Annotated in this window: 32 protein-coding genes and 2 pseudogenes; 11 read left to right on the top strand and 23 right to left on the bottom strand. The window is 33.8% G+C overall.

Annotation, left to right across the window (positions count from 1 at the left end):
- Positions 1–19 precede the first annotated feature (19 nt).
- From SM124_RS07125 to SM124_RS07110, 4 genes are all read right to left on the bottom strand, one after another.
- Positions 20–2,008 (bottom strand): DUF6449 domain-containing protein, encoded by a 1,989-nt coding sequence (locus SM124_RS07125; RefSeq protein WP_322445811.1) that lies wholly within the window; start codon positions 2,006–2,008, stop codon positions 20–22.
- Positions 1,983–2,882, bottom strand: coding sequence for an ABC transporter ATP-binding protein (locus SM124_RS07120; protein WP_322445810.1), 900 nt, complete (start codon positions 2,880–2,882; stop codon positions 1,983–1,985). The genes SM124_RS07125 and SM124_RS07120 overlap by 26 nt, the downstream gene beginning before the upstream one ends.
- Entirely contained in the window at positions 2,875–3,264 is a 390-nt protein-coding gene (locus SM124_RS07115) for a GntR family transcriptional regulator (protein ID WP_322445809.1), read from the bottom strand. The genes SM124_RS07120 and SM124_RS07115 overlap by 8 nt, the downstream gene beginning before the upstream one ends.
- 210 nt (positions 3,265–3,474) lie before the next feature.
- Positions 3,475–4,788 (bottom strand): DUF5050 domain-containing protein, encoded by a 1,314-nt coding sequence (locus SM124_RS07110; RefSeq protein ID WP_322445808.1) that lies wholly within the window; start codon positions 4,786–4,788, stop codon positions 3,475–3,477.
- Positions 4,789–5,098: 310 nt separating this feature from the next.
- Here SM124_RS07110 and SM124_RS07105 point away from each other — a divergent pair, with 310 nt between their 5' ends.
- Complete coding sequence (locus SM124_RS07105; RefSeq protein WP_322445807.1) at positions 5,099–6,154, top strand: MerR family transcriptional regulator; 1,056 nt, start codon at positions 5,099–5,101, stop codon at positions 6,152–6,154.
- 102 nt (positions 6,155–6,256) lie between these two features.
- Here SM124_RS07105 and SM124_RS07100 read toward each other — a convergent pair whose 3' ends face one another.
- The 6 genes from SM124_RS07100 to SM124_RS07075 all read right to left on the bottom strand — a co-directional run bounded on the left by SM124_RS07100 (position 6,257) and on the right by SM124_RS07075 (position 11,509).
- Positions 6,257–7,234, bottom strand: coding sequence for a DUF3231 family protein (locus tag SM124_RS07100; RefSeq protein ID WP_322445806.1), 978 nt, complete (start codon positions 7,232–7,234; stop codon positions 6,257–6,259).
- Positions 7,235–7,779: 545 nt separating this feature from the next.
- A complete protein-coding gene (locus SM124_RS07095) occupies positions 7,780–7,950 on the bottom strand; it encodes a hypothetical protein (protein WP_322445805.1) in 171 nt (56 codons plus the stop codon).
- Between the two features lie 137 nt (positions 7,951–8,087).
- Entirely contained in the window at positions 8,088–8,720 is a 633-nt protein-coding gene (locus tag SM124_RS07090) for a TetR/AcrR family transcriptional regulator (RefSeq protein WP_322445804.1), read from the bottom strand.
- Positions 8,721–8,769: 49 nt separating this feature from the next.
- A complete protein-coding gene (locus SM124_RS07085) occupies positions 8,770–9,780 on the bottom strand; it encodes a serine hydrolase domain-containing protein (protein ID WP_322445803.1) in 1,011 nt (336 codons plus the stop codon).
- Positions 9,781–9,796: 16 nt separating this feature from the next.
- The gene (locus tag SM124_RS07080) at positions 9,797–10,807 is read right to left on the bottom strand and encodes an alpha/beta fold hydrolase (protein ID WP_322445802.1); all 1,011 of its coding nucleotides are present in this window, start codon (positions 10,805–10,807) and stop codon (positions 9,797–9,799) included.
- A gap of 393 nt (positions 10,808–11,200) precedes the next feature.
- Positions 11,201–11,509, bottom strand: coding sequence for a TIGR04104 family putative zinc finger protein (locus tag SM124_RS07075; protein ID WP_322445801.1), 309 nt, complete (start codon positions 11,507–11,509; stop codon positions 11,201–11,203).
- A gap of 173 nt (positions 11,510–11,682) precedes the next feature.
- Here SM124_RS07075 and SM124_RS07070 point away from each other — a divergent pair, with 173 nt between their 5' ends.
- Positions 11,683–11,808, top strand: coding sequence for a hypothetical protein (locus tag SM124_RS07070; protein ID WP_322445800.1), 126 nt, complete (start codon positions 11,683–11,685; stop codon positions 11,806–11,808).
- A gap of 48 nt (positions 11,809–11,856) precedes the next feature.
- On the opposite strand, the gene SM124_RS07065 is transcribed toward SM124_RS07070, so the two are convergent.
- Positions 11,857–12,771, bottom strand: coding sequence for a serine hydrolase domain-containing protein (locus tag SM124_RS07065; protein ID WP_322445799.1), 915 nt, complete (start codon positions 12,769–12,771; stop codon positions 11,857–11,859).
- Positions 12,772–13,101: 330 nt separating this feature from the next.
- On the opposite strand from SM124_RS07065, the gene SM124_RS07060 reads away from it, so the two are divergent.
- Positions 13,102–13,614: a CBO0543 family protein gene (locus SM124_RS07060; RefSeq protein WP_322445798.1), complete on the top strand. Its 513-nt coding sequence runs from the start codon at positions 13,102–13,104 to the stop codon at positions 13,612–13,614.
- Between the two features lie 169 nt (positions 13,615–13,783).
- Here SM124_RS07060 and SM124_RS07055 read toward each other — a convergent pair whose 3' ends face one another.
- Positions 13,784–14,671, bottom strand: coding sequence for an alpha/beta hydrolase (locus SM124_RS07055; protein WP_322445797.1), 888 nt, complete (start codon positions 14,669–14,671; stop codon positions 13,784–13,786).
- Between the two features lie 410 nt (positions 14,672–15,081).
- Entirely contained in the window at positions 15,082–15,441 is a 360-nt protein-coding gene (locus SM124_RS07050) for a cupin (protein WP_322445796.1), read from the bottom strand.
- 577 nt (positions 15,442–16,018) lie between these two features.
- Here SM124_RS07050 and SM124_RS24065 point away from each other — a divergent pair.
- Positions 16,019–16,114, top strand: a pseudogene (locus SM124_RS24065) (cobalamin B12-binding domain-containing protein); the annotation flags it as partial.
- Positions 16,115–16,169: 55 nt separating this feature from the next.
- Here the strand turns inward: SM124_RS24065 and SM124_RS07045 are convergent.
- The 5 genes from SM124_RS07045 to SM124_RS07025 all read right to left on the bottom strand — a co-directional run bounded on the left by SM124_RS07045 (position 16,170) and on the right by SM124_RS07025 (position 21,256).
- Positions 16,170–16,889: an endonuclease/exonuclease/phosphatase family protein gene (locus SM124_RS07045; RefSeq protein WP_322445795.1), complete on the bottom strand. Its 720-nt coding sequence runs from the start codon at positions 16,887–16,889 to the stop codon at positions 16,170–16,172.
- 15 nt (positions 16,890–16,904) lie between these two features.
- Positions 16,905–18,470 (bottom strand): alkaline phosphatase family protein, encoded by a 1,566-nt coding sequence (locus tag SM124_RS07040; RefSeq protein WP_322445794.1) that lies wholly within the window; start codon positions 18,468–18,470, stop codon positions 16,905–16,907.
- A gap of 26 nt (positions 18,471–18,496) precedes the next feature.
- Complete coding sequence (locus tag SM124_RS07035; RefSeq protein ID WP_322445793.1) at positions 18,497–19,789, bottom strand: chloride channel protein; 1,293 nt, start codon at positions 19,787–19,789, stop codon at positions 18,497–18,499.
- A 13-nt stretch (positions 19,790–19,802) separates the two neighbouring features.
- Positions 19,803–20,411, bottom strand: a complete 609-nt coding sequence (locus SM124_RS07030; protein WP_322445792.1) for a DUF421 domain-containing protein — start codon at positions 20,409–20,411, stop codon at positions 19,803–19,805.
- A gap of 140 nt (positions 20,412–20,551) precedes the next feature.
- Positions 20,552–21,256 carry a class I SAM-dependent methyltransferase gene (locus SM124_RS07025; RefSeq protein WP_322445791.1) on the bottom strand — a complete coding sequence of 235 codons (705 nt, stop codon included), beginning with the start codon at positions 21,254–21,256 and terminating at the stop codon, positions 20,552–20,554.
- Between the two features lie 411 nt (positions 21,257–21,667).
- Here SM124_RS07025 and SM124_RS07020 point away from each other — a divergent pair.
- The 6 genes and pseudogenes from SM124_RS07020 to SM124_RS06995 form a co-directional block, all read left to right on the top strand.
- Positions 21,668–21,805, top strand: a pseudogene (locus SM124_RS07020) (YozQ family protein); the annotation flags it as partial.
- A 188-nt stretch (positions 21,806–21,993) separates the two neighbouring features.
- Positions 21,994–22,182 carry a hypothetical protein gene (locus tag SM124_RS07015; RefSeq protein ID WP_322445790.1) on the top strand — a complete coding sequence of 63 codons (189 nt, stop codon included), beginning with the start codon at positions 21,994–21,996 and terminating at the stop codon, positions 22,180–22,182.
- Between the two features lie 16 nt (positions 22,183–22,198).
- Complete coding sequence (locus tag SM124_RS07010; protein ID WP_322445789.1) at positions 22,199–22,528, top strand: spore coat protein; 330 nt, start codon at positions 22,199–22,201, stop codon at positions 22,526–22,528.
- Positions 22,529–22,561: 33 nt separating this feature from the next.
- The gene (locus SM124_RS07005) at positions 22,562–22,756 is read left to right on the top strand and encodes a hypothetical protein (protein ID WP_322445940.1); all 195 of its coding nucleotides are present in this window, start codon (positions 22,562–22,564) and stop codon (positions 22,754–22,756) included.
- On the top strand, positions 22,753–23,088 hold the full coding sequence (locus SM124_RS07000) for a spore coat protein (protein ID WP_322445788.1): 336 nt from the start codon (positions 22,753–22,755) through the stop codon (positions 23,086–23,088). Before SM124_RS07005 ends, SM124_RS07000 begins: the two co-directional genes overlap by 4 nt.
- 143 nt (positions 23,089–23,231) lie before the next feature.
- Positions 23,232–23,375 (top strand): hypothetical protein, encoded by a 144-nt coding sequence (locus SM124_RS06995; protein ID WP_322445787.1) that lies wholly within the window; start codon positions 23,232–23,234, stop codon positions 23,373–23,375.
- A gap of 62 nt (positions 23,376–23,437) precedes the next feature.
- Here the strand turns inward: SM124_RS06995 and SM124_RS06990 are convergent, their stop codons facing one another.
- On the bottom strand, positions 23,438–23,602 hold the full coding sequence (locus SM124_RS06990) for a hypothetical protein (protein ID WP_322445786.1): 165 nt from the start codon (positions 23,600–23,602) through the stop codon (positions 23,438–23,440).
- 28 nt (positions 23,603–23,630) lie between these two features.
- Entirely contained in the window at positions 23,631–23,777 is a 147-nt protein-coding gene (locus SM124_RS06985; RefSeq protein WP_322445785.1) for a hypothetical protein, read from the bottom strand.
- Positions 23,778–23,950: 173 nt separating this feature from the next.
- Between SM124_RS06985 and SM124_RS06980 the strand changes: the two genes are divergently transcribed.
- Positions 23,951–24,475, top strand: a complete 525-nt coding sequence (locus tag SM124_RS06980) for a CBO0543 family protein (RefSeq protein ID WP_322445784.1) — start codon at positions 23,951–23,953, stop codon at positions 24,473–24,475.
- Between the two features lie 110 nt (positions 24,476–24,585).
- Here the strand turns inward: SM124_RS06980 and SM124_RS06975 are convergent, their stop codons facing one another.
- The 3 genes from SM124_RS06975 to SM124_RS06965 form a co-directional block, all read right to left on the bottom strand.
- Positions 24,586–25,074: an NUDIX hydrolase gene (locus SM124_RS06975; RefSeq protein WP_322445783.1), complete on the bottom strand. Its 489-nt coding sequence runs from the start codon at positions 25,072–25,074 to the stop codon at positions 24,586–24,588.
- Between the two features lie 29 nt (positions 25,075–25,103).
- A complete protein-coding gene (locus SM124_RS06970; RefSeq protein ID WP_322445782.1) occupies positions 25,104–25,985 on the bottom strand; it encodes a helix-turn-helix transcriptional regulator in 882 nt (293 codons plus the stop codon).
- Positions 25,986–26,206: 221 nt separating this feature from the next.
- Positions 26,207–26,716, bottom strand: a complete 510-nt coding sequence (locus tag SM124_RS06965) for a GNAT family N-acetyltransferase (protein WP_322445781.1) — start codon at positions 26,714–26,716, stop codon at positions 26,207–26,209.
- Positions 26,717–26,777 lie beyond the last annotated feature (61 nt).

Below are 26,777 nucleotides of genomic sequence, written 5' to 3'. Positions count from 1 at the left end.
TGCTACTTGGAAAAGTAGCTTATTTTAATTGACTACTGATGAATGTAGGAACCTCTTTTGTAGCAAAGGAATAGACGACTGGATAATCATAGTTTTTGAATTTAAAAGCAACGATATATTGAATATTAGCATCAAAGATATATTGTTCTCTTGATATTTCCATCAAGATTTTTACTTCATCTTTGCTCGTAAATTTCAAGCTATTAGAAGCATTTGCGTATTCCTTAAAAAACTGTCCAGGATCCATGTCTAAAATTCTTAAATCTTCTTGTTGTAATTGACCTTTCTTTACAACATAAGCATATTCAAGGTCCTCTACACTAACTGTTGCTTTCTCATATAATCCTTCTTGTTTTAACCAATTAAGTACGTTCACATATGAAGGTCTTAAAGGAATGTCAATTGAATCCTTCCCCAATACAAACCCAATAGAAGATTGAAATCCCTTTTCGTTATACATCTCATCATAAGTGGATGCAAAAATGTCTTCCTTCAATATACGGATAAACTCTTTCATATCATTTGATTCAGAGATAACAGCATTTCTGTTAAGTGGACCTCTTGGGTTAATTGTAATGAATTTCAGTTCTTCTTCTTTCACCTTAAATAAAGGATTAGTGACCTCTTTATACTCTTTGGATTCATGAATGGAGTGAAAATACTGTTTATACTTGCTTTTATCAATTCTATACTCCCTCACAAACCTTTTACCGTTCTTTAACTCGTAAGCAAAAAACACGTCTTCAACATTTTCATCTCCGATTACCCATTCTTCCTTTTGGTTTCGGTTTTCTACAATTTCTTCATGCAATTGATGAGTTAATTTGATGTTTTCTTCCGTTTTTAAATAAAACGGTTTATTCAAATCATCCTCATACATCAATAAATGCGGACTGTTACTTAAATGAACTTTAGTAACCTCTTTTAAATCTGGAAGTCGTGTTTCATATCCAAATACATCAAATTTAAATAAAGCAACAGTAATCAATAATATTCCTGCATAGATAGGGAATTTTTTAAATGTATCAATAATTCTCCAAGTTTTGTGTAACACCATCTGAGCGGCTAAATAGCCAATAATGGACCCAGTAATATACCCAAACACCAACCAAAAGGTGGAGTGATTTTGAGTTTCACCAAAATAAAGTGCGCCTAAGAAGGCTGTACATAGAGTAGTCCCCATGATAAAAACGGGCTTTAACATTGGGAACACAATGGCTTGGGACACCGCTTCTGACTTTCTCTTTTTATAAACAAATAGAGCTAAAACATATAAAACGATTGAAATAACTAGATAACCGATAACAAAACTCATTTCAATTGGGAGATGCGACAGTCTCTCTAAAATAATTAATGGGGAGAGAAACCTCATCTTGTCATTAGCAAAGTAATAATCGGAAAACCCATATAAAAAGAATCGCAAATTGAACGAAATCAGGACAATTAACCCTACTGGAAGGAGAAGAAAAATATAAGCTAATACCCCATGTAACATAGATAAACCAGTAAACATCCCTACAAAAACAGCGCTTATATAGATAATCGTATTAAACAGGATGGTTAAACCAGCCCAATACCAGATATCACCTACACTAAAATAAAGATCTAAATCAAATGCTCGATGTTCAATAAAGACGAATATGGCAACTACTAAAACAGGAACGTTAAGATAAGCCCATCCTGTTAAAGTATATTGATGATAAATTTGTTCCCTCTTTACCGGTAAGCTGTGAAATAAGTCCGTACTTTCTTTTACATGTAAAAATCGATAGAGGAAAAGAGCGATTAATACTGGAGCTGCAATAAATAGAATATATTGAATATCCTGATTGATTTGAAATAAATTTACTTTTTCCCAGAATCCTCGATTTTCGTTTGTAGCCGTCATGAGTATGTCTAATGGCAAACAAAATACTAGAGTAATAAAATATAGGATTGATAACCATCCAACATTTCGTCCGATATGTTTAGACATCTCACTTTTATACAAGGATATTTTTGATTGCATAACCAACATCCTCCATTTCATATATAAAAATCTCCTCTAGAGTGAGTGGTAACATATCAAAAATAACAGGGTCGAATCTTTTTACTTTTTTCACTATGTCATCCTCATTCCCTCTAACTATACATAGGAGGACACTTCCTCTATTTTCCTGATGAAGGACCTTTAAGCCTTCGAATATTCCTTCTGGAGCTCCGTCTTTAAATGCTAATTGGATTTTATGTGTATCTGATTTCAAATCGTCTAATTCTTTTTCAATGAGCATTTTCCCTTTATGTAGGATGCCTACAAAATCGCAGATATCTTCCACTTCACGAAGGTTGTGAGAAGAAATCAGTACGGTCATTTCCCTCTCAGCCACATCTTCAATAATGAGGCTCTTAATATTTTTTCTAACCACTGGATCTAGACCATCCATCGGTTCATCTAGCACTAGTATTTCTGGCATAGTAGATAGTGCTAAGATGAAAGCCGCTTGTCTTTGAAGACCTTTTGAATACTTATGTAGCTTTCGGTTAGGGTCAATATCAAAAGCCTTGACTAAATGATTAAATCTCTCTTCATTCCAGTTATCATACATATTTCTATAAAAGGAACCCATGTGTCTAATCGTATATTGTGAGAAGAAATAGGGATAATCAGGGATAAAAAACAGTCTTCTTTTTACATCTGGATTTTCATATACCATTTTCTCATCAATCGTTACATGGCCACTGTCTTGAGTGTAGATTCCCGATAACAGTTTTAGCAATGTTGTTTTACCTGCACCATTTGAGCCGAGTAGGCCGTAGATTGAACCTTTATTAATGCTCAAATTGACTTCTTCAACTGCTTCCTTATCTTCAAATCGCTTACTAACATTTTCAAATTTAATCATTCGGTAACCCACCCCCTATACCAGCTTCAACTTCTTTAATTATCGCTATAATTTCTTCCGCTGTTATACCGAGATATATCGCTTCTGATAAAAGTTTTATAAGATCATTTTTCATTTTCATTACCTTCTCACTATTTTGTTTTGGAGTCGAAGGACTGACAAAACTTCCTTTTCCTTTAATCGAGTAAATGTAACCTTGTATCTCAAGCTCACGATAGGCTTTTTGAATCGTGTTAGGGTTAATGGTCAATTGGCCCGCCATAATCCTAACAGAGGGCAGCTGTTCGTCTGGTTTTAAAACTTCGGTAATAATTAATTCCTTTAGTTTATCAACCAGCTGTTCATAAATTGGCTTTCTGCTTCTAACGTCTAGTTCAAACATTGTAACCCTCCCATCTCTATGTAGTGTATGTATAGTAAACACTTATCTGTACTATGTGTATATAGTGTACTATCATTCGTAGTACAGTTGGTACAGTCATAGTATATTACATCCTTTTCCATTTGAGAAGAGGTTTTTTTATTTTTTTATATAAAAAAAATAGGACTATCCGTTAAGTGACAGCCCTACAACATTAATCTTTCATTCTATTTAATAAACAATCTCTCCAGCCGTTCCATCTACTTTCATTCGATATAACTTTTCACCATTATATTGAATTCTAAAATACAACCAGTCTCCCACGATGTTAATTAAACCAGCGAATCCAAGAGGTGGAGTTAGTTTAATTTGTTCTGGTGAATCTGTTGGTGTTTTATATAGGTCACTATAACCGTAATAGATCATATTGTCTTTTACATTTAAATATGTTGGACTACTATATTCTGCACTAAAGGAGGTTGGGTTGCTTCCGTCCCACTTCACACGCCATATACCTGGCATGGTTTGATTGACAAAGTATAGCCAATCTCCTTCAATGTTTAACTGCCTAGCTCCGTATTCGGTTACAACATTTCGACTAGTTCCATCTGGTTTTATTTTTACTATTCTTAAGCCTTGATTTTGTAACGTATAAAATACCCAATCTTCCGTTGCATACATTTCTTCTATCAAGAAATCTGTCCCTAATTGAGTTCTTCCCGTTCCATCTGTCTTCATTCTAAACAATTTATACTGTTCACTTTGAGTAACATAATAAATATAGTCACCAACTACAGACAAGACCGTAGCAGAATGTAAATCATCAATCTTCGTTTTATTTGTTCCATCAAGACGTATTTTGTACATTTTAAATTGATCGGATTGATTAATATAGTAAATCCAATCTCCTACAACATTTATATATAGTGCACGGTCATTTGCCAATAATTGTTTACCTGTTCCGTCCAAACGCATCTTGAACAACTTATTATCCTGACTAATATTGCTAAAATAAACCCAATCGCCTTGATTAGCTGCAATTCCCCAGTTTGAAATATTGCCAGCTGTGTTTCCACGAACAGAGACAGTCTGATAGGTTGACAATTGTCTTCTTAATTGCTCATTCTCAGCTTGAAGCAGTCTTACTTGGTTCTCGAGTTGTTGGTAATTTGTTGTTACAGTTAGAATTTGTTGTTGTTCATTCCAAACCACCCTTGCCCCCACCCGACCAAATTCTGCAATAGGGACGTATATAAAAGGATATTGTGCATTTTCTGGTTGATAATTTAAAACAGGGTACAATCCAGCATTAATATCAACCCCGTTTACTAAAACAGGTCGAGTCACTGTATATGCGGTAACAGGTCGGTATTCTTTTTGACGTATTTCGTTTCCTACAGGAATAGCTAACTGCTGACCAATAGTAGGATATGGATTCGAGGTTCGATTCGCTTCCATTAACTCTTGAATGCTTATTCCGTAATAATTGGCTATGGAAGATAATGATTCCCCATGGTTTAAAAAATGGTATCCCCTAATTTGCATGAAAGATCATCCCTTTATCTATTAATGTTAAAACAAAGGCGATTGTCTATAACCGACCACTTTTCATCATATTCAAAAACAAAGTGTACTGTGAAAAAAAACTCCTAACACCCTCTTTATTCGACTAATTTCAACTAAATCTGTATCTAATGGTAGATATTGCTGAAAACACACTAGTTTTGAGAGCTTTTGTCATACGGAAGGAAAACTTATATAGACATAAAGAATTATGTAAAAATCAACGTTTTATTCAAAAACTGTTCTAAGTATTTTACCCTAACTAAACATACAGATAGAAAGGAATGTCACGATGAACAAGAATCAAAATACTAGAGCTTACTCCATAAAAGAGGTTTCAAAGAAACTAAACGTTCCAACCGGTACATTAAGACAATGGGAAAAAGATTTAGAAGGATTGTTAGTCATTCCTAGGACAAAACAAGGAGCAAGATTCTATACGGAACCAGAGATGGACTTGCTTTTTAAGATTAAAGAAATGCGCGGAAAAAATGTAGGCAAAGAAATGATACGAACTTTACTAGAAAACTATTTGAATCCCTCCAAAGAAGAACCTTCCGAAACATTCGAAATGGTTATTCAAGATCCACCAATAGATAAACAAGTGGTCAGTCAAAATAACATAGAAGAATTTTACCAAGCCATGGCTAACTATAAAATGGAACTAGTCAACGAAATCAAACAAGAAATCATCCAAACACGTAGAGTTTTAATAGATGAAATTAAGAATGAGTTGTCTCATACCTCCCTTCAAACCGTGAATGAAGTGTCTAAATCTATTCAGAGATCGAATGACAAACGTAAGGCGGAGATGCAACAGTTATCAGATCAAGTTGTACACGTATCAAAACAGACTTCTGAATCATTCGGAAGCCTTTCAGAAACAATCAATCAATCATCACAACTTACTTCCGAATCGCTAGGAACCTTAACAGAGAAGCTTACGAAGTCTTCGGAACAAGCTTCTGAAACGCTTGAAACGATTAACAGTCATATTGCGAAATCATCGGAACATACTTCCGAATCAATCAAAAGCCTAAAAGAGAACGTGGTTAGAATGACAGAAAAAACACATATCCAAATGCAAAAACAAGTGGCTGAGTCTTCGAAGTCAACAATCACAAATATGGATGAAATAACTAAAGCTGTCCAACAATCTAAATCGGAATTCAAAAGATACACTCAATCCCTGAACGAAAAACAAGAGCAAATATTGGAAACAATCCAGGAATTAAGACAAACAAAAGAGGAAATCCAGCTTAGAGAAGAAACTTTCCAGAAGATGCTGGTAGGATATAGAGAAGTAGCTGCTGCAAAGAAAAGAAAATGGTGGCAACTTTGGGAATAAGAAAAAGGTTCCTTACGGTAGTGAACCCCGAAAGTCAGATTTTCACTCTAACTTTTTGGGGTACAGTACCACCTGGAACCCTTTTTCTTTTATTCATGAAAATTATTTAGAAGCTTGTGGTGGGCTTTCAAACCAACCTTTTTCTATTAATAAATTGGTCCCGTCTTCAGCATATTTTCCTACCTCAGCTGCCAGACGTGAAAAAGTAGTACTTACGTCTCTTCTAATTGAATTTGAAATGGCCATCCCATAGTTGGCTATACCCTGAGCGTTTAAGTAACTAATCATATTTAAGATTAATTTTTCTGAGAAAGGGTTTTCTCTAGAATCAGTGTGAGTACCGCTCCATGTAGATGGTACAGGGAGTTCAGCATCTATAAATATTTTTGACATAGCATTAACGTGTTTACTAGCTATTTCTTTGCCTCTCTCTATGTATCGCTTTAAATCACCATCCGCTATTACTTGAATAAAGCTATTCATTAATTCAAAGCCTATTTGATTTGAAACGATATTATAAAAATTAGCTGAAATTTCTTGACCAACTAATGGTCGTTGTTCTCCTATCCACCCATTTAGGAAACTCTGTTTCTCTACAAAAGTAACTTTTTTTGGTATAGGAATATATGGTGATCTAATCCACAAGCCTTTGTCTAGTAACAGTTTCCTCGACTCATTTAATAACTTTAATGCACCTGTAAGGAGAGTACTAAATAAAGCAACCACATCATCTCTTGCAATCGTATTTAAAGCAATAGAAGCATAGTTTAGATTCCCCTTATGAACAAACCATTGATAATACAATATAAACGGGTCTGTGTAAAGTTTTGCCGCATTAGTATTTACATCCGAATCTGAAAATCCTACTGGAATAGGAAAGCCATCTTTCTCAAAAATATCTACTAATTCACCTAATACTTTTTCACATTCTGAAAGTGATTTTGAATTTAATTCTCTTACTTCATCATCCTCCAACGTATGACTATAGTACTTTAAAATACAAATATTCATCGTTAAAGATTGATATACGGTCCATAAGTACCCCATCTCACTTGCGGTTAAATCAATTTTTTTCTCCATGATGGTCACCTCATAAAATATAACTAAGTATAGTATGACCAAAACAAAAAAGGATACACAAAAAGCCATTGAAACAATGGCCTTTTAGTAATCTATATCCTTATCAAGTAATTTATCGATGTCAATGAAGTCTTTATCAAAAAGGTGCTCATTATCATCCATATCAACAGTATCTTCAAGTAATTTATCGATGTTAATCATAATGAGTAATTATATCCTCCTAGTCACCTCTATATTTTATATTTTTGTTATATAGCATTAATCTCATAAGAAAAGCGCAAGCGCCCCGTTTAGCGACGTATGGACTGGAGCGCCTCGACTGAGATAAAGGAAACACGAAGAGCGATAGCGATTCGATGTTTCCTTATCGTAGGGAGAGGTGCGAAGTACACTAGTCGCTGGGCGCTGGAGCTAGACAGTTGTCTAACTTCAAAAAGCTTATACTTACTTATAAAGAAAAAAGGAAATGATCAATTAAAGTAATGTAAAACATGTTTCCATATGATTATATCAAACATTGTCGAATATTGTCGACAAATTAGCATTTAAGAAGCTGTTTGCTTATCCATCTTAGAAAGTAGTGAGACTTCTTCCTCTTGAACTAAAAGCACTTGATGTTCCTGACTCTCATGTCTAATTTCTAATTTCCCATTATTATATTTAAATATTACTTCGAAAATTTCATTATTATATAAGACCTTATCTTTTGATCTCATCTTGCTCCCCCACTGTATGTAAAGTCCTATATCATTACCCCTAGATTTATATAATTAAACCTCATTATTAAATAAAAATAGGATATTAGAAAAAATTCCATAAAAAAAACGCCTAATCATACATAGGCGCATTCTTATCAGTTCTTCGTCTCAGTAACATGTTCTAAGAAAAACTGGATATGGTCTTTCATTTTTTGTTCGATTTCAGATGTATCTTTACCATCAAATCTAAGCATATTGTACTCTGCATGCATAGAGAACAATGGATATTGATACTCAGAGGCAAGTAACTTAGTAGGATAAGCCTTCATTTTTCCAAGCTGAATAAATTTTTCAAATGCACTTTCTAAAAAGTCAATAGTGCCCTTAATAATATCATTTAAGAAAATTTCTCTGGCAAGTGGCTCTCTATAATGTTCAATATAGAGAATTCGCCAAAACTTTTCATTCACAGGATGGTTAATATGCGTTCTAAAATTTTCATATCCTCTTAACAGAAAATCTTCAACGGTAGATTTTGAAATAATCTCATCTAAAAATTCAAATGGTGGTACCAACTTGCTAAATTCCTCTCTAAATATGGAGAAAATACTTTCCAAAATCTCTTCTTTGTTCTTAAAATGATTGTACAGTGAACTTTCTTTGATTCCAACTTCTCTAGTAATTTCTCTAACCGAGACACCACTATACCCTTTTTGAGAAAATAGATTTATAGAAACCTGAAGTATTTTTTCTTTAGTAGACATCTTTTCTGTTAAATTTGTTTGCATGAGATTTTTTCTGTGTCTCCCTTCAAAAAGCACTTAATAATTCAAACTCTTAAATAATCTTCTGGTAAAAATGAAGCTTTTCCCCATATAATATAGATGCTATTTCACGGTTTAATAGTGTACCGCTAAACTCTTTTATCGTTAACTTAGAAAAGCTCGTCACATTGTTACTTATAACAATAATAGTGAGGTCGTCTTCCATGTATCTTTCCATATGGCTCGTTGTTCCACTTGGGTGGTTTCCAGGGTGACAAATACTTTTATGCCCAAAAAGATTTTTTATAAACCAGCCATGTCCTATCGTAACATATTTTCCTTTATACGACATTTGTTCCATTAAGTTAGAATATTCTTGATTTAGTAGGAGCCCTCTTTTTAAGGCTCGTTCAAAACGTCTCACATCTTCTAATGTAGTTACCACTTCACCACAGGCGAACAATAAGGTCGGGCTGACATGTTGGCCGATTTGACCATTGATATAATTTTGCGCTACACCATCTATATCATCACGTATAAAACCTGAATCATTCATTTGTGCGATCCTGAAGATATTTCTTCTAACATAGTCTTCATAAGAGATACTTGTTATCATTTCTATTAAAAGTCCGAGCATCAAATAACCGGTGTTACAGTACATAGATTTTGCCCCTGCTTCAAATTTTAACTTTTCCTTTTCAACTATTGATAAAATTTGCTCAGGTGAATAATCTTGATCCCATTTCACTTTATTTCGTAACATTAAATAATTCACGATACCTGATGTATGATTAAGTAAATGGAGGACCGTAATTCCTTTACCTGTAAACGCGGGAAAGTACTCAGCAATATCCTGGTTCAAAGAAAGTAAATCTTTACTTACTAATTGAAGAATGCAGACAGCTGTAATAGGCTTACTAATTAAAGACCCTACTGAAAATTTAGTACTTAATTCATTTTTAATTTGTCCCTCTTGATCTGCCCATCCATATGCTTTCTCAAAAATGATTTTTCCCTTTTGTTCAATTGAGACAACACCAGAGAACTTACTTTTTCTATAAAGATAATTTTCAATTTCTAACATATAACCTTTTTCCTTTCTATAAGTGATTCTTCTTTATGTCATTCATTAATTGATTAAATTTACCAGGTTCCTCAAAGCAAGCTAAGTGCCCTGATTCTTCAAATACAATTAGCTGTTTTTCTTTTGCTCTTAATTGCTCGAAATAATCAGTTACTAATTCATGGAACACAATTTTGTCGTGCCTTCCGATAATAAAATAAACAGGAACATGAAGTTCAGGCACAAGTTGAAATAAGTTGAGTGAAGTGATTTCGTTCCATAGATTAGTAGATGAGAAGCCAAATCCCTTCATGAAATTCAGCCTTTCTTTCCATGTTAAATGAGAGCTTAATAGATAATTCATATTAATCAGTGCAGCATTTTTTTTATAGGCTACTCCTTTATACTTTGTCAGCCAGGTCCGTTGTACAACCATGTCTTCGATTTTTCGGTAAAGTCCATTCTCTGGGAATCCAATAGACTCAAGTTGAGCAATGGCTTTTTTATCATGTTTACGTTTAGCTACATCCAGTGCAAATGTATAAGATTTCTTCTCCTCTTCTTGCCTATGAACAGGTTGATTAATTCCAATATAAGCATGAATGAGGTTTGGATATTTACCTGCAAATAATAATCCTAATGCTGCCCCAACAGAATGTCCCATAATAAATAATTTTTCTTGATTGAATTTATTTAATAGATAGGTTACCAGTTCATATGCATCAGAGAGTAACTGATTAACAGTCAAACTTTCTTTCTTTACTTCAGGAGTAAAAGATTTTCCTGAACCCCTTTGATCCCAATTCACCACTATATACTCATCTTCTAGAACTCGATTGTATTTTCTTTGTGCACCAGTCTGAGGGCTACCTGGTCCACCATGTAAAAATAGTAAAATAGGCAAGTTCTTATTTTTCCCTCTTATAGTAATCCACTGAGTTACTCCACCTAGAGTCAGTTTCTCTAATTGAGAAATACTATCTTTTAGCACGTTTCCATGTTGATCCTTTACAACCGGTACATATCCTCCAACTAAACTTTTGAACAAAATGTCCACTCCTCTTTCCATTTATCACTAAGTATTTTTATTTATATAAGCTTATTAGAATGTATGTTCAATAATATTTATTTAATCTTAGGTTATACTAACGTTCGTTCGTTTTTAATTATAGCAACATTTTCCACTTTTGCAACATACAATTTTACTAATTAGAATTCTCTCGCCTGTTAGTTGTAATATTTCTAAAAAAAATGACTATCCAACTTAATTGGATAGTCATTTTTTGAACTAGTGTTTTTTCCAGGTTAACCAAAAGCCTGTGCTGCAATTCCATATAATTGCTCGTTTCTAGCAGGCATTTCGTTCTTATGTAAGATCATAACAGGAGGTTGACTCACCTGCTCAAATCCACTAGCTAACGCACTACTTTTAATGATGTATTCACTTAGTTTTAGCCTCTTTTGTATATTTAACTAGAAATGGCAAAAATAGTGAGATGACAAGTGCCATAGCAATAACGAGACAAATGGAAAAATAGATAGGCATGTCTAAACGGTCCGAATAGATGAATTGAAATAGAAAGATAGGAAATATAGTGAATATAACAACTATAAATCTTGAAGAAAATGCTATCTCGTGTTTTGTTGAACAGTTGTTACAAATAATCGGCTTGTAGGCTAAAAAAATGGATGAATAAATTTCTTTCCAACGAAACTCCGAGTTGCATTGTTCACATTTTTGTATGCTCATGGTATGTTGTCTCCTTATAAAATTTATCTATGTACTTTCTAAATGATACCATTTAACCTAATGGTATTAAAACTCTTTTGGTTTAAAGTGATTTAAATAGTCTTCAAGTGTAGTTTTCCCGTATAATCGCCCAGTCTTTGTACAAAATATCTTTGTTTAAAGGAGGTGTAAACATGGCTAATCGCAATGATAATAAATTTAGAAAAATTGAGTCTGAGAGCGCAAAACAAGGGAAAACGCAAGAGGAATATGCTGCTGAACTTGAAATGAATAAACTGAAAAGTCAAAAGAGAAAATAGACGCTCAAAAAGGCAGATGATTGACATCTGCCTGCTACATTTACACCATCAATTCCTTAAACTTAACAATAACTCCTCAAAAAAGACTCTAGGTAGGTTTTGCTCTTCGTCTTGTAGGTGACTTTTAATGACCGCGACTATATTTAATTCTGGAACTATGAAAATGTACTGCCCAAATAATCCATTAGCGCTGTAATAATTAATTGGGTTATCTGCATTATTGCCTTCAAAATTCCAGAATTGATAACCATATCCATATGTACCTTCTGGCAACACTTCCACCTGCTTATGAGGGTACCTTGCCTGTAAAATCCAGTCAGATGATATTAATTGTTTTGATTTATGTATACCTTCATTTAATAGTAACGTTCCTATTTTCATCATATCTACTAAATTCAAAGATAGACTGAATCCGCCACCATGAATTCCTTGAGGGTCACTTACCCACGTATATTTATTAATACCCATTGGACCAAATAAATATTTTTCAGCAAATTCTGCTGTAGGCATTCCTGAGACTTGCTTTATAATAGCACTTAATAAATGTGAATCACCCGAATTATACTGAAAAGTAGTACCTGGATTATGAATGATAGGTTGTTCTATGATGCTTTTAACCCAATTTTTTGATCCTTGAAATGGGCAAACCTTTAATCCTGATGTCATGGTGAGCAAATGGAATATGGATATCTCTTTTTTAAGAGGTTCATTCATTGCTAATATTTCAGGAAAATACAGAAAAATGGGATCATGGATATTTTTAATTAAACCTTTATCAACTAAAATCCCAATCAATAAAGAAACGATACTTTTAGTAACAGAGTAAACCTTAGTTGGCTTTTCCTTAACCTTCTTATTTTTCAAGTATTCGAAAATGACCTTATTCCCTTGGTTTACTATAAATCCTTCAATTTTTATATTCTTTATTTTCTTTTCTAAATCTAAAAATGTGACTACACTCAATTTATTTCCCCCTAAGATAGTAAAAACAACCTCTATATATTCTTTCATAAACAATGAATTTCCTTTAACTCTTTATAAATTTATACCTAAGTTAACTAGGTCCTCATGACGGAAAATTGCTATTTAATAAAGGAACCCGTCATGCATATAGTCAGTTGAAGTGGTAACAATACATGAACAGTCGTAAATCCTTTGATTAGATTCACTAAATAAAATTGGTCCCCTCCCTAAACCTCTCCTCTATTATGAGACTTATCAGACCTAGAGTTTAACTTTATATTTTTTAGGCGATAATTTTACAACAAATATTTCTTAATCCGGGGAAAACTCATGTACTTAATTTTTGTTGTTATCGTTTATATTATATTTGCCAAATTATTTGTTGATTGGAAAAGATGGAAGGAATATTATCCAACGATATTATTTTTTATCGTCTGTAATCTTCTGTACAACTTCGTATTCTATAATCATACTTTATGGAGATATAGAGCCGTAACCATTGATTGGTTGAATCATACCCTTATCGAACTAACCTTTACCTTTTTTATCGTACCTGTTGTCATTATGATTTACTTGAGGTATTACCCAACAGGAAAGAGGCAGTTCTTCTATTTAGCGGCTTGGATTATCTATTTTTCTTTTATAGAGTTTCTTTTTGAAAAAAGAGGATTATTTGTTTACGAAAACGGGTGGGATTTAAAATGGTCTGTACTATTTAATGTGATTATGTTTACGATGGTTAGAACTCATTATAGAAATCCTTTATTAGCTATGATTATTTCTCTACCTATTATAATCATTTTATTATTTATCTTTCATCCTTCAATTTCTGAACTAAAATAGACCAAATGGGAGACAGTCGTGAAACCTGAAATCTCTTTATCATTATTTTTAATCTTATTATTAGCCACTTATTTGCTTATGGCTTTGTATATAACGAATCAAAAAAAGAAATAACCAATTATTTATAACAGTATAAAGAGGTGAAAAGCTCACCTCTCAAATAGTATTTTTACTTTACTTTTTCAATAAATTCCTCTACCGTCTTTCCTGCCTTTTCTGGATATTGAAGCCAGACATAGGCATGTAGAGAACCTTCTATATGTTTGATTTCATAACCATTTACTAGACTTGAAAAGTATTGTAAACTTCTATTGATTTTCTCATTTTTTGATTCTTCTTCACTAGGAAGAAATAAAATAGGACATTGGATGTTTCTATAATAGTGGTCAAATTGGACTTCCCAATATTTCGTTATGTACTCGGTTCTTACATGGTTTTGATAGCGATTTGTGAATTTACCTTCCTCATTTTGAACCATCGTACTCTCTAAAAAGCGGAGTACGTACTCATTCCATAATCCTTGTTGAATAAAGGAACCTTTTACTTCTTCAATATATTCTTCCCTCGTTGAACAATTCGGTAAAACTCTTTCAGCCAACCCAGCACTCAATCTTTTCTTTTCTTCCGCAATTTCTTCAACACTTCCATTAAATAAGCCGTATTCTCCAAACTCGTTATACAATGCACCTTCACATACTAAAGACTTCACTTTCTCTGGATACGTGGCTGCTAAGCTAAGACCAACTTCTGCACCTAGCGAGCTCCCGACAATATGACACTGATTAATATTTAATTCGTTTAACAATAAGTAGATATCATGTGCCATATCGTCAATATGATAACCTGTTAAAGGCTTGTCTGATTTCCCATGACCCCTGTAATCAGGAGCAACAATATTAAACTCTTTACCAAACATCGGTAAGATTCCGTTCCACATTTCAAGTGTTCCTCCACTGAAATGAAGAAACAATACTGTTTCTTTATCATTCTTCATATCAATTGAGTATTTAACGTTTATTCCAATTGAATTACTTAATGTAACTTTTTCCTCAATCATTTTAAACCACCCTTTTAAGAATCATAATCTCCCCTATCGCCATAGGGGTTTAGATTTTCTTTTATTAACTAATAAAATATTAGTTTACATAATATAGTTATAAGCAACTGACTTCATTAGCCATCTCTTAATAAATCTTAACCCCCTGGATGGTAGTTTTTCATAACGTATACAAAATCAATAAAGCTGTATATACAATAAATGGCTTGAATGATTAAGACTAGTCCTAATATCCCAATAAATAAAGCCCTTTTTTTGTAGAGATTCTTATATACAAGCCAAATTCCCATGAACAAGGTTACTATCCCGTAACCCCCGATCATAAAAAAAATTAAAAATACAATTCCCATATATTGCTCCTCAGTAAATTTTAAGTAAATAAGACTGCACAAGGCAGCCTTTTTACTAAATTATTTATTACATACAGGCATGAATTTTTCAGGATTTAAATTATCTCCTTCGATGACAACTGCCTTCATCATATTTTCAGTCCCTGATTCATGATTCTCTCCTGTTACCCAAAAAGCCGCTTGGCCCGCCTTAATTGGCAATTTAATGTGGTCAGGACCTGAAACCCATCCTTCCCCTTCAATGACAAGGAAAAGTTGATTACTCGTTGCATCATGTCTTCCTACCAAACCATCTTCACCTAAATGCATACATCCGATATGAAACTTTCCCTCAAAAACACCAATTCTAGACATATCAAAACTAGAACCATATGCTTGAATAGGGTTTCCTACTTCTTGACTAAAATTATAAATAATCACCTTAACGTACTTCCCTTCCTAATTTGCTTTTTGAATGAGTATAATTATTTCTCAATGGATAAAAATAACATCAGTGTTACTTTTCTAACACTAAACTTCAATGTGGAGGGTGAAATACTTTGAATATTCTAGTAAGCATTTTCCCACTTAGCATGAGATTTGTATTCTTAATAAGTAGAATAATTTACAGAATGAGAAATTTAATGAGAATTCCTTCTTTTGCGTAAGCTTGAATATTCAGGAGAGTATGTCTAATCCCATTGTATAAAAGGAAGCATTCAACATGCTTCCTTTTATTATTTTGATTTGCTACTCCTTTTTACCGCATACATATTATAGTATAATATCCATTTTTTATCATTATTTTTTGATAGGTTATTAAGTGAAGTTGGTATAAACAGGGATAACAGTTTAATGGATTGGAAAATTTTTATATAATTAAATCATTATACAAGCTGACTAGTATTATACTGTATTATTAATCATTAGCTTTGTACTTAGTCCACTAAAGGTTTTTTTAAAATGGGGTGCTTTTCTGAAAGAGCAAGCTCAAACTAAGCTATAAGTCTTTGAAAATCTTATTACACCTTCCATGAAATATATTGGGCAGCTTTGGCAGGAAAATAAAATTACGGTTGCTGACGAAAATAGCGTTCGAACCTATTTTTGGTGATATATCCGAAACTCAGATGGAAGCAATTACAGGTGAGGTCATTACCCTTTCACCCTTAGAGAACCTTCAATGTCGTTATCAATGGTAAATGATCAGAAGCATCTGGGGTGGTATTTATAACATTAGCACCAATAACTTGGATTTCTTTACTTGTAAAAATATAATCTAGTCTCATTTTCGGATTTGTTGAGGAATACGTACTCCCCTTATCTACACCAGCCACACTCCAGACGTCAGAAAATCCTCCATCAATTACTCTTCTCCACTTTTTCGAGTGGGGACTCATGTTCCAATCCCCTAATATGACCGCTGGTTCCTTTGCCTTTGCTAAAATAAATTCGCATTGTCTTTTATGTAATATTGGATTTAAACTTAAGTGGCTAACATAAAAATTCACTAATACGCCATACACATCAATACTTGCTTCTATCACGGATCTTCCTTCAATGAGACCAGGAACAAAATTCAGTAAATAAGATATACTTGACCTGATCGGAAATCTAGATAAAATACCATTGCCATATTGATGAATACTTCCTCCATTGGAGTATTTAGTTAAAGAAGGACTAAAGAAATAGGCTAGATTTAATTTTCGGCCTAGGTATTCTAGTTGGTCGACAAATTCACTCCTTTTCGAAAATTGCTTATCTACTTCATTGAGGCCTATAATATCTGCTTGGCTTATTGAAATTACATCCGCAATACGATCAAGGTCCAATTTCTTATCGGTACCTTTACCGTGATGAATATTGAATGTCATGACCTTAAAATCCATATAGTCACCTCCTGTCTACTCGTCCTTTACAATTCTAATAATCCATTCCTTTAAGTCTAAAATCCGTTCATTGATAGGCTCAAGCTCAGTTCCAACTACTAGCATTGGAAAGTGAGTGTCATCTTTATGAAGGGAACCATGACTAGCTCCACCTACGTGTGTAGGTGAACCTTCCCCGACAAATTCAAATCCCGGCTTTGCATTTACAACTAAATAATTTCCCTCATGTGAAAAAAACGAGCTGTATAAGCGAGCAAGTCCATCTGGGTAACTAGAATAAGCAATCTCATTTTTATCGTTAACGGTTAAATCTAATATTTGAAGGTTTCCTTCCACTAACCAAGACTGTCCATATGGATCCATTAATGGTCCACCCGGTTGGAATGATAATGCCTCTTGATAATCACCAGAAGCGACACGAACCATATTTCCGTCTAACCACGCAATATGATCAATTCTAGAATCTTGAATTAATCTCATAACGATGTTTTCTTTTTGAATTTCCTTGTCTAATAGATAAATAAAGGACATTCTTTCATTTAATCCTAGGACTATTTGATCCGACTCTTGGATTGGCTCACTTATCTTATGAATTTTATAATTGGCTAATAGCTTTGGTAAGTCGATGAGAGATTCATTCTTGTTATTTTCAATAAAAGTTTGACCACTATCTCCCATAATGATCCAGACCGTATCTTGAGTAGCATCTTCCCATGTTTTATATAGTTGAAAAACCTCTTCTAATTTCTTGTCTGCTTTTTCTATCCCTTTAATGGATTGATCCCCTTTTTTATGTACTTCCTTATCATTATCAGATAAATAAATGAGAGAGAATGCTGGAAGACTTTGATTTTCAATTAAATACTTTAGTTCATCAATTGCAAAATGGTCGTTAAATCCAAATGCCTCCCAAATATGAATATATTTGTTATTGGGTTTAATTTTTGATAACAATCCATAGGAAAAATAATCTGGCCCTAGTACAACATCATCTTCCTTAAGGTATCCTAACATATTTAAAATCCTAGGAGTGTTCAATGGTTTCTCCTGTTTTCCTCTATAAACAAGAGTATTAACAGAAGCTGTTTTGCCTTCTAATTCTTCATGGATGGTACGAACTTGATTGCTTAAATGTTTATGATTTAAATGAAATAAACTATTGTTAAAAACTTGCTTTGGACCGAGTTTTAAGATTTCTTTTGCTGCACTTCCATAGGAAATAAACTGTTTTTCTTTTTCGTCATACCATACTAGTGCCGGAACTTTATGTTTATCAGGGTATGTACCGGTTAGGAGGGTACTATCAATTGAAACAGACATCGTTGGAAAGCTACTCACCATCTGGGGATAGTAACGACCCTGTTCCATTAAAAACTTGAATGTAGGAGCTTTCCCATCATGAATAGCCTTCTGGAGGGGCTGGTCCATTAAGGAATCAATAATAATCATGACTACCTTTTTCGTTGGTTTTCCCGAAGATTGATTGATTTGTGTCTGATTAGTTGGAGTTTTTATTAAGAAAGAATAAAGAATACCTACTGCAAGTACGATTATGACTACACTAGTAAGTAATTTTATCAATTTGCTCTTCAGCTCCTATAGAATAGTTATTCATTTTTTTGTTTTTCAATTTGGCTAATGGTTTCTCCCTTGGCCAAAGAATATAACCTACTTTTAGGCTCATGAATGGTTTGTGAGGGCCATAAACTATGATGACCAGAAAAAATATAACTAGTGACACAGGCGACGAAGAAAAATTCCAGTCCTTTACCTTGAAACATCTCTAATGCTAATGTGAATGCGGAAATAGGAGTATTTGCTCCTGCACAAAAAGTTGCAATCAACCCTAGAGCTGCCATAAAGGACAGTGGCAAATGAAAATAGTCAGTAAGTGAGTTTCCTAAGGTAGCTCCAATATAGAATAAAGGGATTGCTTCTCCACCCACGAAACCCATCCCTAGTGTAATGGCTGTAAAAATTAATTTTCCTAGAAAAGCAAAGTGAGGAACATCCTGATTAAAAGACTCCTCTAACATGTGAAGTCCCCTACCATTATAGTCTTGATTCCCAATAAAATAAGTTAGTATAGCAATGATTAATCCACCAATAAAGGCTCTAAATATATGGTTCTTCCTTAAAATTCTTTCCGATTCTCTCTGTATCCCATGTCTTAGCTGACAATATAGAACACTTATGAAACTAAAAATAACCGCTAGTAAAAGAACTTTAGAAAAAGAAGAAATAGACAAACTAGGGACAGAGTCAATTAGAAATTTTTCGTGCTTAATCCCCCAAATCTTTACTGTCACATAATGACCAACAAAGCTAGAAACTAGACAAGGAATAAAAGCCTCTGACTTTACTTTCCCAATAGCCGCCATTTCCATACCAAAAATGGTTCCCGTAATGGGAGTACCAAAAGCTGCTCCAAAACCCGAGCTAATCCCGCTCATTAATAGAATTTTCTTGTCAATGGTTCCTATTTTGAAAAACTGATTGAAGGTTTGTGCCACACTTCCCCCCATTTGGATAGCAGCACCTTCTCTGCCGGTGGAACCACCAAATAAAATGGTTATAAATGTTCCTATATACACGAGTGGCCCCAACCTTTTTAATACCCTTGCCTTGCCACGTACTCCTTCAATGACTAGATTATTTCCTTCTGAAGAATGATTCCCTGATTCTTTACCATGGTACATATAGAGGTATCCTATTAAGATTCCACCAAATGGTAGAAATGCAATCAGCCAAAAATTCTTTTCTCGATAGCTACCTAATAAATCATTTGTATTCAATAGGAAAGCGGTTGTAGTTCCAACTACTAGACCTATGATGCTACCTAGTAGAATCCATTTAATTAGAGTCAGAAAGAGTGCCTTATATTTATCTATTGTCGTCATTATGTATATTTCCTCATTTCAAATATTCTGGAGGTTCCTTAACATGCTGACTATTCTTAACCTCCTTGAATATTTTATCTTCTGTAGAATTCTTCACATCAAGTTTTAAGTATGTATTATCAACGACTGACTGAATGAGTGACATTAACTGTTGTATATCCTCTTTTGTAGCAAATTGCTTTTCGGGTTTTAATAAATAACCTAACTGTCCATTTGATTCAATGGTTGCCCATTGGACATCATTAATGGATATAACCCCATGCAATCTTAGACGTACTTCTAGCATGTCTACAGTTAACCTTAGTTTCTTCATATTCTTTTCATTCATTTGACCATTTTCAATGATCATAATTGATTTACTATAGAAAAAACTTTCAAGCTTATCGAATTTTAAGGCTAAAAATTCTATTATTATAAGGGTAAGGACCATTATAAAGGTGATCAAAAGTGTTACCCAAATATTTCTGTGATTTACTGGTTGAATGATTAGAGAACCAACAGCAACCATCATAACGGTTTGTGCAACAGTTAATTGAGAAATTGATTTTCTCCCCGCTACCCGTAACACCAAGACACCACCGAATACAATAACAATGGCTTTCCATATAAAGTTTAAATCCACTTCCTAACCAACTCCTCAGAACCTTAAAAATCGGATTCCATCTTATCTTAACCTTGGACCCATAATTGAAACGTTAAAATTTACTAACCAAAAAAGAATCCAGCACTCCGATAACGAATGCTGGATTCCATCATTGTTTGTTATTTTTTTCTAAATAGAGCCGCCCACAAGGAAGAGTTACCAAATACATTACCTGAATCAAGGGAATCTCTCATTTTACGAATTTCTATTTCTTCAAATTCGTTGAAAATTAACCTTAACTTTTCTTCTGTAAATCCTAAACCTCCCATAAGGCTTTTTTTTCGATAGACCTCCCAATCAGAAATCTCTGCTCCACCTAGTTCTCCGCCTTGGACAAAACAAGTTATGGCAAAATGTCCACCTGATTTTAAAGCCCTCATAACTAACTCAATGTAGTCCATTCTTCTATGTGGTGCAATATGGTGAAAACACCCTGAATCATAAACAAAATCGTATGTACTTTCAGAAATCTCAAGATTAAAAATATTTTCTTCTATAAAATTAATTTCTAATTGTTTATCTCTTGCCCTCTCCATACCCCATTGAAGTGATTCACTAGAAATATCTACTGCATCTACCTTTGATCCTTGCTCGGCTAGGAAAATGGCATTTCTACCTGGTCCACACCCCAATTCTAAAACTCTTCCAGTTTGGATTATATTGTTCTTTATGTAGGCTACTAGATTCTCATCTGGTTTATTGGCAAAAAAAGGGATGTTTCTTTCACGATCTGAATAGAAGTTGTCCCAAAACATAGTCGGTTCACGTAAAAATGAATCAAGCATTTCTTTTAAATTTTCGTAGTTAAGAATTGTTTCTTTCATTGCTTCCCATCCTTTATATGTGATACCTCCATTTTACGAAATTTTCCCTATTTACATATTTCAAAGTGATTAAGAATAGATTAATTCACCCCATTGACTTTAGTGCAATCATGCAGAGCAATCCACTTCCACTAACTATGAGACGCTCCTTATCAAACCAAACATACTGTTGTATACGTACATATTAAGATAGAATAAAACCTTGATATTGCACCTTATATTCATTCTCATAGAGGGCATGTTTTTTATTTATGTTACAAACATTACAATTTAATTACATAACATCTGAATTTATCCGTAGAACCAAAATATGTTTTCTTCTTTTCGGGTAAAAAAAGCATTAAATATGCATACTAACTTTCAGAAAGGAGGGGTAAGATGGCTAATAAAAAGAATAATACCCAAAAAGAGAATTTAGATATTGCAGGTAAACAATTTGATCCATCCGACTATAAAGGAAACAGCCAATTAGAACAAGGTTTAGCCGAAACCCATGAACAGGTAGGAGACGATTATAACGAAGGAACGGTAGATCAACTCCTAGAATAGACTTATTATTTTGGTACCTCTGGACTTTAAGGGGTACTTTTTATTTTTGGAAAATTGCTTCCCTACAAGAAAAACAGCAAAGAGATTATTTTTATTCCTAGTAATAATTAACCTCGTCCCTTTCGAATGATTGATATCCAAGTAACAAATTATAAACAAGTGTTCTATAAAGAAAGGAGTGACCATTCATGAACAATAATTTAGGTTTGCACGAAACGTTAGAATTACACGAACTTTTATTATTTAAAAATACATGTTTGACAAAGGCAAATACTCTTAGTGAAGTTGCCCAAGATCAAGAGCTTAAAAACATTTTAAAAGCGGACGCTAAAGCGTCTCAGTCAGAAATTCAGGATATTCAAAAATTCTTATCATAGTAAAGGAGGATTTAACTTGAACGAACAACAAAAAAAACAAATGAGTGACATAGCTGTTGCTACCGAAATGTTACTTACTGCGAAAACTGGTGTAGCCTCTCTTGCAGCTGCTATTACAGAAACGGCAAATCCAGACTTAAGAAAAACACTTCGTAGTCAATTAAATAGAGCAATCCAAACTCAAGAAGAAATAAGTTCTTATATGATTTCAAAAGGTTACTATCATCCTCATAACGTTCAAGAGCAAATTAATCTGGATTTACAAGCATCACAAGCTGTTTTAGGTATGTCTCAGCAGTCACAGACACAATCTGGGTCCACAAACACTCAATCTCAATATTGTTAATAAAGGGAGGAAATTAAAGTGACAACTCAACATATGGGAGTTCATGAAACGCTTGAAGTGAGTGAAGTTTTAATGTTTAAAAATCTTTGTCTTACGAAATCGACGGCTATGAGTGCTTTAGTTCAAGACGAAGAATTAAAGACCATTTTATCAGACGATGTGAATAAAACAAAAACACAAATCGAACGATTACAAGAGTTCATTACAGACAGGGGGTCTAAATCATGAACATATTAGGAATGAATACAGGTTCTATGGGCGGTGCAATGGGTGGAATGTCGGACCAAGTGATTGCAACAGACTTCTTATTTGCAACGAAATCAGATATCAAAATGCTAGCAAGAGCTATAAATGAATCAGCTACACCAGAGGTTAGACAAACTCTAACACAATATTTAAATGATTCCATTGATAAGCATGAAGCGATTACTAATTACATGGTTAGAAACGGCTATTACTACCCTAACGATCTGTCAAAACAATTAGGTTTAGATATTAACGCTGCTCAAACAGCAACAAATCTAACAGATCAACAACAATCACAACAACAGCAACAATAAGAACATAATCCCTCTAGAGTAAGGAATCTTACTTTAGAGGATTCCCTCCTCTACATAAATTGTATGAATTCAATTTCTAATGAATAATTATGGATTCATTTATCCAAATTATCATAAAAAACACGATCCTAAGAGGTGGTTTCATGTCTGTCAAAGCTTATCAAAATCGCCATTGTAACCGTTGTAATAAAGAAACCAAGCATATAGCCAAGGAAGATGCATTGGAAATTGAATATGAATGTACCGAGTGCCATAACAAAACAGAAATGGTTAAATCATTTTTTTAGGCTTTAATAACCAATTAACCCTAAAATAAACAAAGTTTACTTAGGGTTAATTGTCAAACTTTTTAATGACTGGAATTTGTCTCATCCCATCCCACAGTGAATGGTTTCTCCGACTCACCAACCGTAACTTTTAATAACGTCCAGCCTTTACTAATGTAATCATTCAATTCATACTTACTTACATCTTTTCTCTTTGATATTTGATGACATCCAAATTCATCATTCATGTCCTTCCCTCCAAAATCTTGCATCAGATTACTCTATATCTTCGGTAATGAGAGCTCCTGAACTATGTGGCTTAGGCGCATGTTCCAGATGAACAGTTCCTTTTGTCCCTTTTTCTAACTCATATGAGTTTCTTTTCATTTCTTTTGTAACCGAAACTCTTTTATTATTTTTCATAATAATCACCTCAGGTAATATGATGTCTGTAATATGTCAAATTAATCATCTGAAGTGGAAAAGATCTTTCTAAATAAAAAAAAAAGAAATTATAGAGGTTTCCACTTTAACTATGATTTAACTAATAATATATGGAAAAATACACATGATAAAAAGAAAAAAGGAATTCAGTCATGCACCTTTTATTAGCTTTTATCAGTATTATCGCTGTTTGGATAAGAAAAGACTACCGAGCTTGGAAAACATACTACTCCACGATGCAATATGTAGCGCTGGGAAATCTAACGTATAATTTTCTATGTGCTTCCCACTGGCTCTGGCAATTGTCTCCAGATATAAAATGGTTTAATCATTCACTGTTGGAAATGTCCTACACTTTTATTGTTTTTCCTTTTACAGCGCTTATGTTCTTATCTCATTATCCAGAGGAAAAATCGAAATGGAAGGTTCTTCTCCATTATTTATGTTGGATAGGAATCTATGTAGGTGTTGAATATATCCTGATGATTAGAGGATCCATCATTTACAAATATGGATGGTCTTTAGGGTGGAGTGCATTATTCGATTGTATCATGTTCCCTTTTTTAAGACTTCATTATAAAAAACCGCTGTTTACACTAATTGCAAGTGTACCGATGACCATTTTTTGGGTATGGTTTTTTGACATTCCGGTTTCCGTCCCCATTCCCAAGAGATAGGTTTCCAGAAAAAGAATATGAGGGGACTAATAAAATCCCCTCGAAAGTACTGTTATCTCTCCCTATATGGAAAGTGTTCTCTTAGGAATAAATTGGGTGCTCGACCATGCTTAATCTTTCATTTCCCACTCATCAAAGATTTTCACATGCAACCCTAATTTTCCAGTTTTAAACCATTCAAACGCTTTAATCACTAAGGGAGATGAGTGTTCTTCAGTTGCTTCTTCTTCCGATATCCATAAAGCACCTAGGGAATCTTGGCCCTCAAATGTTTCGGGATTGGATAGACTGCCACCAATATCATTCACTAAGTAGAAAACTGCAATGTGATGTACATGAGTGAATTCTTGCCAATTACAAGGAAACATAAAATCAATCACCCCGATATTATCAAGAACTTCAATTTGAAAACCCGTTTCCTCAAGAAATTCTCTTTCTAACGCACTTGTTAGGCTTTCGGTCTCTTCAAGTTTTCCTCCAGGCAAATCATATCGGTTAATATAGGGGCCTCTATTTTTATTTATAACTAATAGTTTGTCATTTTTAAATAACAGCCCATAAACACCGAAAGCACGATGATACTTAATTGCATTGGCCATTTAAGGCACCCCTCTTCTCTAATATCTAATTATGATTCTTCGAAGGATAAATTCATAGGCTCTTCTTGTATGTCCTTACTAAAATCAATATTAGTAGTAGGTGTACGGTCATCCACTTCTTCAAATCTTAGCTCATCAACCCACACTTGCCCATTACCTGATAATAGGACACCAAATGAAATCATCGAGCTTGTTTCTGGTATGTCTAAAACAATGAAATAATGATTCCACTCCGTATCACTAGTAATAGGACGATCCCCCATATTATCAAATTGTAATACGTCCCCAACTGAATTATCGACTCTCATCCAGAATCCACAAAAACCATCCATTCCTGCTGACTTTAAGAACCCTGATAGTTTCATTCTTTTACCACGGTATTTCTCGGCCATGAATTCTTGCATCATAGTACCAAATTCTCCTGATGAGACTGCTGACTTGGACTTTATGTAACCGGACGAACTTCCAGTATGGAATACCTTTCGATCAACCCCTATTTCATAATGGTAAGGGTGACTCCCACTCAAAATCCATCCTTTAACGTTTTGCTCGTTACTCAATTTTAATTCCTCCTTCTGAATAGTAACTTTGGACATTAGTTTTCGATATTGACCAGGTGGCAATTGGTACACTTTTTTAAAAGCACGAGTAAATGATTCTTGAGTTTCAAAACGAAAGTAAATAGCAATGTCGATAATTTTCATTTCTGAATAAAGTAAAAGACTGGACGAATTGGCTATTCTTCTATTCCGAACATACTCCATTACCGAAATCCCTACTTCTTTTAAGAAAACACGATGAAAATGGTACTTTGAAAAATTAGCAAACTTTGCGACCGAATCCAATGTTAAATTTTCCTGAAGATTCTTTTCAATGAACTGTATTGTATCCTGAATCGTTTTTTGATACATTCGTTATCCTCCTCTCTTATACCTTAGCAGAATACTGAAAGGTCTTTTTTGACATTTATTGCTTTTGTTTATTTATGATAAATTAGAAAGATTGTTGTATAAATGAAAAAAACAATAACTAATGATGCCTAAATAATCGTCTATCAGTAAAAAATTTAAAAACCGTAATTGATTTAAAGGAAATCAATTACGGTTTAATGAAATTTTATCATCTATATAATCTATTTTGCTAATACTAACTCATAATAAGGCTCTTCTTGTTCTGTGTCTTCAAACCATTTTAAGCCTTGATAGTTGAACCCCATTTTCTCTAGAATTTTTAAAGAGGAACTATTTTTAGAGTCAGCAGAAGCATAAATCTTCTTTACTTTACCGTTTTTTCTTGCTATTTCTAAACAAGCGTTCCCAGCTTCTGTAGCATAGCCCTTTCCCCAAGCCCCCTTAGCAAAATGATACACCAATTCAACTTGATCAATGGAATCTCTAACAATAAAACCCGCTCCACCTATTACTTTATTTGTACTCTTTTCATATACGGCATAAATGGATAGATGGTTTACTAAATGACATTTAGCATATGAATCTAATACTTTTGGTAAAACATCATGTGGCACTGCACCTAAGCAATGTTCCATTACTTCCTCATTTCCCCAAAATTCTTTTGCATCTTCTACATCTATTTCTTCAAATACTTTTAAGATTAATCGCTCTGTTTCAAAAATTACATTCATCTTTACACCTCTATGTACATTCATTTATATTTAATAATTACTAATATAGCAATATTCTCCA

The organism is Robertmurraya mangrovi (assembly GCF_034427655.1).
Taxonomy (GTDB): domain Bacteria; phylum Bacillota; class Bacilli; order Bacillales; family Cytobacillaceae; genus Robertmurraya_A; species Robertmurraya_A mangrovi.
The sequence above is the reverse complement of the archived record's forward strand: the minus strand, read 5'-3'. Positions and strand labels throughout refer to the sequence as shown.

Excerpts from the sequence above, each read along its gene's own strand:
- SM124_RS07125 (WP_322445811.1), bottom strand. The coding sequence starts at position 2,008 with ATGCAATCAAAAATATCCTTGTATAAAAGTGAGATGTCTAAACATATC.
- SM124_RS07120 (WP_322445810.1), bottom strand. The coding sequence starts at position 2,882 with ATGATTAAATTTGAAAATGTTAGTAAGCGATTTGAAGATAAGGAAGCA.
- SM124_RS07115 (WP_322445809.1), bottom strand. The coding sequence starts at position 3,264 with ATGTTTGAACTAGACGTTAGAAGCAGAAAGCCAATTTATGAACAGCTG.
- SM124_RS07110 (WP_322445808.1), bottom strand. The coding sequence starts at position 4,788 with ATGCAAATTAGGGGATACCATTTTTTAAACCATGGGGAATCATTATCT.
- SM124_RS07105 (WP_322445807.1), top strand. The coding sequence starts at position 5,099 with ATGAACAAGAATCAAAATACTAGAGCTTACTCCATAAAAGAGGTTTCA.
- SM124_RS07100 (WP_322445806.1), bottom strand. The coding sequence starts at position 7,234 with ATGGAGAAAAAAATTGATTTAACCGCAAGTGAGATGGGGTACTTATGG.
- SM124_RS07095 (WP_322445805.1), bottom strand. The coding sequence starts at position 7,950 with ATGAGATCAAAAGATAAGGTCTTATATAATAATGAAATTTTCGAAGTA.
- SM124_RS07090 (WP_322445804.1), bottom strand. The coding sequence starts at position 8,720 with ATGCAAACAAATTTAACAGAAAAGATGTCTACTAAAGAAAAAATACTT.
- SM124_RS07085 (WP_322445803.1), bottom strand. The coding sequence starts at position 9,780 with ATGTTAGAAATTGAAAATTATCTTTATAGAAAAAGTAAGTTCTCTGGT.
- SM124_RS07075 (WP_322445801.1), bottom strand. The coding sequence starts at position 11,509 with ATGAGCATACAAAAATGTGAACAATGCAACTCGGAGTTTCGTTGGAAA.
- SM124_RS07070 (WP_322445800.1), top strand. The coding sequence starts at position 11,683 with ATGGCTAATCGCAATGATAATAAATTTAGAAAAATTGAGTCTGAGAGC.
- SM124_RS07060 (WP_322445798.1), top strand. The coding sequence starts at position 13,102 with ATGTACTTAATTTTTGTTGTTATCGTTTATATTATATTTGCCAAATTA.
- SM124_RS07055 (WP_322445797.1), bottom strand. The coding sequence starts at position 14,671 with ATGATTGAGGAAAAAGTTACATTAAGTAATTCAATTGGAATAAACGTT.
- SM124_RS07045 (WP_322445795.1), bottom strand. The coding sequence starts at position 16,889 with ATGGATTTTAAGGTCATGACATTCAATATTCATCACGGTAAAGGTACC.
- SM124_RS07035 (WP_322445793.1), bottom strand. The coding sequence starts at position 19,789 with ATGACGACAATAGATAAATATAAGGCACTCTTTCTGACTCTAATTAAA.
- SM124_RS07025 (WP_322445791.1), bottom strand. The coding sequence starts at position 21,256 with ATGAAAGAAACAATTCTTAACTACGAAAATTTAAAAGAAATGCTTGAT.
- SM124_RS07015 (WP_322445790.1), top strand. The coding sequence starts at position 21,994 with ATGAACAATAATTTAGGTTTGCACGAAACGTTAGAATTACACGAACTT.
- SM124_RS07005 (WP_322445940.1), top strand. The coding sequence starts at position 22,562 with ATGGGAGTTCATGAAACGCTTGAAGTGAGTGAAGTTTTAATGTTTAAA.
- SM124_RS07000 (WP_322445788.1), top strand. The coding sequence starts at position 22,753 with ATGAACATATTAGGAATGAATACAGGTTCTATGGGCGGTGCAATGGGT.
- SM124_RS06995 (WP_322445787.1), top strand. The coding sequence starts at position 23,232 with ATGTCTGTCAAAGCTTATCAAAATCGCCATTGTAACCGTTGTAATAAA.
- SM124_RS06990 (WP_322445786.1), bottom strand. The coding sequence starts at position 23,602 with ATGAATGATGAATTTGGATGTCATCAAATATCAAAGAGAAAAGATGTA.
- SM124_RS06985 (WP_322445785.1), bottom strand. The coding sequence starts at position 23,777 with ATGAAAAATAATAAAAGAGTTTCGGTTACAAAAGAAATGAAAAGAAAC.
- SM124_RS06980 (WP_322445784.1), top strand. The coding sequence starts at position 23,951 with ATGCACCTTTTATTAGCTTTTATCAGTATTATCGCTGTTTGGATAAGA.
- SM124_RS06975 (WP_322445783.1), bottom strand. The coding sequence starts at position 25,074 with ATGGCCAATGCAATTAAGTATCATCGTGCTTTCGGTGTTTATGGGCTG.
- SM124_RS06970 (WP_322445782.1), bottom strand. The coding sequence starts at position 25,985 with ATGTATCAAAAAACGATTCAGGATACAATACAGTTCATTGAAAAGAAT.
- SM124_RS06965 (WP_322445781.1), bottom strand. The coding sequence starts at position 26,716 with ATGAATGTAATTTTTGAAACAGAGCGATTAATCTTAAAAGTATTTGAA.